Origin of the sequence: Devosia sp., from assembly GCF_017307565.1 — a bacterium.
Classification (GTDB): Bacteria; Pseudomonadota; Alphaproteobacteria; order Rhizobiales; family Devosiaceae; genus Devosia.
Window position 1 is genome coordinate 1 of sequence record NZ_JAFKHD010000146.1, and the last position, 5,914, is coordinate 5,914.

General features: G+C 60.5%; 6 protein-coding genes and 2 tRNA genes. 1 reads left to right on the forward strand and 7 read right to left on the reverse strand.

What is annotated here, in order from left to right:
• Positions 1-491: 491 nt before the first annotated feature.
• The 3 genes from J0I64_RS03900 to J0I64_RS03910 form a co-directional block, all read right to left on the reverse strand.
• Entirely contained in the window at positions 492-1,037 is a 546-nt protein-coding gene (locus J0I64_RS03900) for a porin family protein (protein WP_291406301.1), read from the reverse strand.
• Positions 1,038-1,256: 219 nt separating this feature from the next.
• On the reverse strand, positions 1,257-1,988 hold the full coding sequence (gene msrA, locus J0I64_RS03905) for a peptide-methionine (S)-S-oxide reductase MsrA (protein ID WP_291406302.1): 732 nt from the start codon (positions 1,986-1,988) through the stop codon (positions 1,257-1,259).
• A gap of 153 nt (positions 1,989-2,141) precedes the next feature.
• A tRNA-Asp gene (locus tag J0I64_RS03910) sits at positions 2,142-2,218 on the reverse strand.
• Positions 2,219-2,681: 463 nt separating this feature from the next.
• Here J0I64_RS03910 and J0I64_RS03915 point away from each other — a divergent pair.
• Positions 2,682-3,023, forward strand: coding sequence for a hypothetical protein (locus tag J0I64_RS03915; RefSeq protein WP_291406303.1), 342 nt, complete (start codon positions 2,682-2,684; stop codon positions 3,021-3,023).
• A gap of 7 nt (positions 3,024-3,030) precedes the next feature.
• Here the strand turns inward: J0I64_RS03915 and J0I64_RS03920 are convergent.
• The 4 genes from J0I64_RS03920 to J0I64_RS03935 form a co-directional block, all read right to left on the reverse strand.
• A tRNA-Val gene (locus tag J0I64_RS03920) sits at positions 3,031-3,106 on the reverse strand.
• A gap of 182 nt (positions 3,107-3,288) precedes the next feature.
• The gene (locus tag J0I64_RS03925; RefSeq protein ID WP_035079006.1) at positions 3,289-3,561 is read right to left on the reverse strand and encodes an HU family DNA-binding protein; all 273 of its coding nucleotides are present in this window, start codon (positions 3,559-3,561) and stop codon (positions 3,289-3,291) included.
• A gap of 186 nt (positions 3,562-3,747) precedes the next feature.
• The gene (gene tet / locus J0I64_RS03930; protein WP_291406304.1) at positions 3,748-4,947 is read right to left on the reverse strand and encodes a Tet(A)/Tet(B)/Tet(C) family tetracycline efflux MFS transporter; all 1,200 of its coding nucleotides are present in this window, start codon (positions 4,945-4,947) and stop codon (positions 3,748-3,750) included.
• 119 nt (positions 4,948-5,066) lie between these two features.
• On the reverse strand, positions 5,067-5,914 hold an 848-nt coding region (locus tag J0I64_RS03935), incomplete at its 5' end, for an MFS transporter (RefSeq protein WP_291406305.1).

Sequence of the window (5,914 nt, forward strand, 5' to 3'; positions counted from 1 at the left end):
GGATACCAGCATAGAGGCCTTCCCAGCCAAAACCAGCGGCCTGGTAGATCGGCTGCGGGGTGGTCGGGATGATCAGGTCAGCAGCCTGAGCGCCACCAACCATGAGTGCAGCGGCAGCAACGCCGAGCGAGAGAGAACGTACAAACATATCTTGCACTCCCATAGAGTTAACCGTAGTCGAGCGGACTAATGACTCATGGGAGAAAAAGAGGCAACCCCGCGCCACCACATATTAGGCAGCGCAGATAAGTTTTCATGACCAAAACGACCCGAGTGTTGACTCGATGCCTGGGAATTGGCCCGATTTGATACAAATTGACGCGTTAGCCACGAGTTCAGCGCTCTATTTTGTGACAGAACGCCAGCCCAAATGTGACCTTGGAGCGGCAAGCTGCCACATTGTTGCCTGAAATGCAAACGGCCCCGCAACAAGTGCGAGGCCATTTTTAGGGATTCGTTTGGATTCGGCCGTTTTCGGTCGAATCGCGAGATCAGAAGTGGAAAGCGGCGCCGACCGTGAACTGATCCTTTGGATTGTCCCCATTGAGCGGGAACCCGTGCAGGTACTGTGCGCGAACAGAGACGTTGTCCGTAACAGCCAACTCGACACCACCACCGAGCAGAACGTCACTTTCCTCAGGCACGCCCAGATCAATACCGTAGCCGCCAGCGGCGTAGACGACGACATTGTCGGAGACCACGAGACCGGCGCGACCAAGAATCTGACCGTAGCTCGTGTTGGTGTTGCCACCAGCAATGCCCTGCACCCCAACTTCGGCACCCAGCAGGTAGAAGTCGAACTGGGCATTCACACCAGCCATGGCGCCCAGGCCATACTGCATGTCACCGGCGGGGCTATTCTGGATGCCACCATAAACGCCGGCATAGAAGCCGTTCCAATCAAAGCCGGCATTCTCGTAGACGGGCAGTTCCACCGGGGTTGTCGTCGGCACGGTAATCAGATCGGCGGCGAAGGCCGAGCCCGATGTCAGGGCCATGGCGAGCGTTGCCAGGACGATCTTGTGAGACTTGCGCATCGCGGTTCTCCTTAGCATTGTGACCAGCAGGTAAGCGGAAAACGGAAGTCCCGTCCGCCCGTTCCAAGCCTGATCCTTCGTGACCGCCCGATGGTGCAGATGTGCAACACCAGTTGCGCGCGGCCGACACGACGTTCGCCACCCAATCCGGCCACAAGCCGACCATCGAGGGGCCAAAACATGGCACCGCCGGGTCGTGGCGTTGAGGTCACACCTGCGTCAGCTCGCGAATGCCTCCCCTACGAGGACGGGGTCGGGTCGATAGTTATCCGGGAACAGCTCGGCCAGCGCCGCAATCTTGGGCAAGTCGTTGCGCACGATGTAGGGCCAGGTCGGGTTCAGCGTCAGGAAATCCTGATGGTAGGCCTCTGCGGGATAGAAGGCCTTGAAGTCTTCTATCGTCGTTACGATCGGCCCGCTGAATTTGCCGGCCTTATCCAACTGGTCGATATAGTCGCGCGCGATCTCGGCCTGCTCGGCGTTAACGGCGAATATGGTGGAGCGGTATTGCGTACCGCGATCCGGCCCCTGGAAATTGAGCTGGGTCGGGTTGTGCGCCACGGAGAAGTAAATCTGCAGCAGTTTGCCGTAGGTGATGACTGAAGGATCATAGGTGATCTCGACGGTCTCGGCGTGGCCGGTGTCGCCACGAGTGGTCTGGTCATATGTCGCCGTGTTGGCGGCGCCGCCCGAATAGCCGGAGACGGCGCTGAGGACGCCCTTCACCCGCTGAAAAACCCCCTGCACTCCCCAGAAGCAGCCGCCGGCCAGGACGGCGGTAGCCTTGGCTCCTGTTTCCGAAAGATCCTTGGTCGGTGGCGGGATAACGACGGGCTCTTCCTGGGCGAGCGTTCCGCCAGCCCGAAGGGCGAAACCAAGAATCGGCAGTGCGGCGATTCCGCCGAGCACATGACGGCGTGAAATTTCAAAACCGGAAAGACGAAGCGACATGGTGGAGCACCTTCCTGCAGGTCATTTTACCAGCAGATACGGTTCACGCATCCAAGGCGTTACACACAAAAAGGAGAGCGGGCGTTTCCGAGCCCAGAAACAAAAAAGGCGCCCGATGGCGCCGCATACAGCCACCTCTTTCAAGAGAAAGGGTGGCGCGAGAGACGGGGCTCGAACCCGCGACCTCCGGCGTGACAGGCCGGCGCTCTAACCAACTGAGCTACTCCCGCATCGGCGAGCCGTGTGGCCCGCTGAACGTGACGCTGATGTACCCAGCGCCCATTCCTAAGTCAAGCGCCCCTTTCGGCATCCGGCATAAAAACTTCACAGATGCGACCAAGCCTGTGGAAAACTATTGTCCTTCAAGCGTCAAGGCGCGCTTTTTCACCTTGTGGGCGAGGATTTCTGGTGTGCGGAAGCTTTTTGGGACGCGGCGATCACCCAAAAACCATGCGCTGCCAAATGAGGCATGGGTCGGCGGGGTGATGTCGGGGATATGACCGTACAGTCGCCTTGAGGGACAGGATCGAAGCACCGCCCTCTCAGGCCGTCTCTTACCCATATCGTCCGTATGAGTCCAATCTATCAAATCCAGGCTGTTCGGCAAGGTGGGCTGGCGCGCGTCTGCCCTGCCGAAAAGCAGTCTATTCGGCGTGTGAGCGATGAACGACATGAGGCCGAGGAGGACGGATCATGACAAAGGCCGAACTGATAAAGCTCAACCGCATCCTTGGCATGCTCGGCTCGGAACACGATGGCGAGCGAGCCGCAGCCGCCCAGGCAGCCAGCAAATTCCTGCGGGATCGGAATCTGAGCTGGTGGGATCTGATCGGCGGTGATCGGGCGGAAAAACCGCGGCGCGATCAGGTGGTGCATCGCTCTTACGAAATTGGAATCGATCACCAGCAGGCAGTGCAATCGAGGATTCGCCAGCTACAGGCGGCCAAGGATGCCCTTGAGGTCGAAAACAAGCGACTGCGCGCGCGACTTAGCGCCATCGCCGAACAGGAGAGGCGCGCGCGGTTTGACGAATAGGGGAAAATGGTGGGCGATGACGGACTCGAACCGCCGACATTCTCGGTGTAAACGAGACGCTCTACCAACTGAGCTAATCGCCCGTCCGACACAATGGTCTGGAACGGCGCCTTGATTAGGGCCCCTGCCCTCACCCGTCAACAGGCAATTTGGCTTGTCCGCATTCATGGCGAAATCGCGGGGCACAGTTGGCAACCCAACAAAACAAAACGGCCCCGCGAAAGCTCGAGGGGCCGTGTTGCTTGAAGCGCTAAAAGCGGTGCTTTTAGTTGATCGCGTCCTTCAGGCCCTTGCCGGGCTTGAACTTGGCCTGATTGGAGGCCGGAATCTGGATCTCTGCGCCAGTGGCCGGGTTGCGGCCGGTCGATGCCTTGCGCTGGGACACGGCAAAAGTGCCGAAACCGACGAGACGAACTTCGTCACCCGACTTCAGGGCGGCGGTGATTGCTTCGAACACTGCGTCAACCGCTTCAGCGGCCTGAGCCTTGGTGATCGTAGCCTTGTCGGCAACGACGCCAACCAGATCGTTCTTGTTCATTGCGTATCCTCACAGTGAATGCCCGCCCTCGCTGGCGAAGCTTGGTGGCGGCAACCCTTGGTCGATTCTAGCTGACGCGCAAGTGTTTCCGCCATTTTGGCGAGGTCGAACGGTACGGGAATGTTAATGGCCCGGAAATTCGGGACCGACAAGGCCGAAGCATCAGGTTTTCCGGCCTTTTCACCATCATTCCGCCGGTTTTTTTGCCGCAGCCGGGCCACTTCTGATGCCGAGCATCAGTGGCAGGGCAAGACAGTAGATACAGATGGCCACGATCCAGATCATTCCAGGCCAATCGTGACGAACCGACGCGTAGATGGCGCTGAAGAGCAATGGACCAAAGACCGAGGCAAGGCTGACGATACTGGCAAGCACGCCCTGCAATTGTCCCTGGCGGTCGGAATCAACCTGCTGGGTCGTCAGGGACTGCAGCGCCGGCATGCCGATGCCGCCCAAGGCAAAGATCGGCGCCATGGCAAAGAGCAGCCAACCATGGCCGGCGAAGGCAAGGGTCAGCATGGCCCCGGTCTCAAAGATCATGCCGACAACAAGTGCCCAGCGTTCGCCCAACCGGGCGACGGCGGGGCCGGTTAGAAAGGCTTGGGCCAGGGCATGGAATACCCCAAAGGCGCCGAGCGACAGGCCGATGGTCAGGCCAGAGAAGGCAAACTGGTCTTCGCTGAACTGCGCCCAGGCCGTGCCGTAGACCGTGCCGACGAAATTCAGGATGAGGAAGATCGCCATCAGCGGCACAAGAGCCTTGAAATTGAAGGCCCACGCCAATGGCTTGAAGGGATTGAGCGTCTTCCAGGTAAAGCGGGCATCGGCCTGGCCTTTTCGCGACTCGGGCAGAACGAACAGGGCCAACGCAAAATTGACGCCGTTGAGCGCCGCTGCGGCGAGGAACGGAGCGTGCAGCCACCAATCGCCAAGAATGCCGCCGATGACCGGGCCGATGATGAAACCTACGCCGAACATGGCATGGAAGAGACCAAAGCGCTGGGCTCGTTCCTCTTCCTTGGTGATGTCGGTGATGTAGGCGGTTGCGACGGCCATGTTGGCGCTGGTGACGCCCGCGATGGCCCGGCCGATGACAAGCATCCACAGATGCGGCGCGAGCGCCATGATGAGGTAGTCGATAGCGGCGCCGGCGAGCGAGACCAGGAGCACAGGTCGGCGACCGAATCGATCGCTCAGCACGCCGAGAATGGGTGAGAACAGGAACTGGCAGGCCGAATAGAGCGCCAGCATGATTCCGAGCAGCAGCGAAATGTCGGAGGTGTGCCCGACATCGCGCAGCAGCGCCGGGAGAATCGGGAAGATGAGCCCGATGCCAATCGCATCGAGCATCACGGCCGCGAGAATGACGACGAGGGCCTTGTTCAAGGGTGTTCTCCTGTGGCTCACGGGCCGGCAATGGGAGGTAGGGTGTTCACAAGGGCGTTACAACCCCACCTTCCCTATGACGGACGGTGCTGACAGGATTCGACAGCAGCGGCGGCGGTTCAGGCCGGCGTTAACTTCGGCTGCTTCACCGTGGCGAACAGCGGGGCAGCCAGAACGTAGAGGGCGGCGCCAACGAGCCAGACCGTGCCGATCCAGACGTTCTTGGTGGCAAAGAAGATCGCGGTCGTCAGCACCGGGCCGACGATGCCGGCAAGGCTCATGAGGCTCGCGAGCACGCCCTGCAGTTGCCCCTGCTGCTCGTCGCTGACGCGGCTGGTCAGCAGCGACTGAAGGGCGGGCATGGCAACGCCGCCAAGGGCGAAGAGTGGCGCGACGGCATAGCCCATCCAGCTCTGATAGGCGAAGGCCATAAGCGTATAGGCGAGCGCGTCGAAGGCGACGCCGATCATCAGGGTGCCCAGATCTCCGAAACGCTTGGTGAGCGGACCGACGAGGAATGCCTGCGACAGAGCCCCACTGACCCCGAAGACGGAGAGCGAAATGCCCATGTGGACAGAATCCCACCCGAAACGCTCGGCGCCATAGAGCACCCAGATGGTCCCCGGAACGGCGGCGATGAGCCCGAAGACGACAGACACAATCACCATGGGCAGCAGGGGTTTGAAGTTCCAGAGCCAGACCAGGGGCGCGAGCGGATTGAGCTGCTTGAGGTCGAAGTTGCCGCCTGCGGTCTTGTGGCTTTCCGGCAGGACGAAGAGCGCCACGGCGAGGTTGAGGCCGTTGAAAAGGGCTGCGACGAGGAAGGGCGAGCGCAGCCACCAGGCGCCCATGACGCCGCCGATGACCGGGCCGACGATGAAACCCATGCTCATAACGGCGCCGACGAGGCCGAAGCGCTGGGCGCGTTGTTCGGGTGGGGTGATGTCGGTGATATAGGCGGAGGCGA

Bases quoted from the DNA above. Each gene is read 5' to 3' on its own strand.
- J0I64_RS03900 (WP_291406301.1), bottom strand. From the start codon at position 1,037: ATGCGCAAGTCTCACAAGATCGTCCTGGCAACGCTCGCCATGGCCCTG.
- msrA (WP_291406302.1), bottom strand. From the start codon at position 1,988: ATGTCGCTTCGTCTTTCCGGTTTTGAAATTTCACGCCGTCATGTGCTC.
- J0I64_RS03915 (WP_291406303.1), top strand. From the start codon at position 2,682: ATGACAAAGGCCGAACTGATAAAGCTCAACCGCATCCTTGGCATGCTC.
- J0I64_RS03925 (WP_035079006.1), bottom strand. From the start codon at position 3,561: ATGAACAAGAACGATCTGGTTGGCGTCGTTGCCGACAAGGCTACGATC.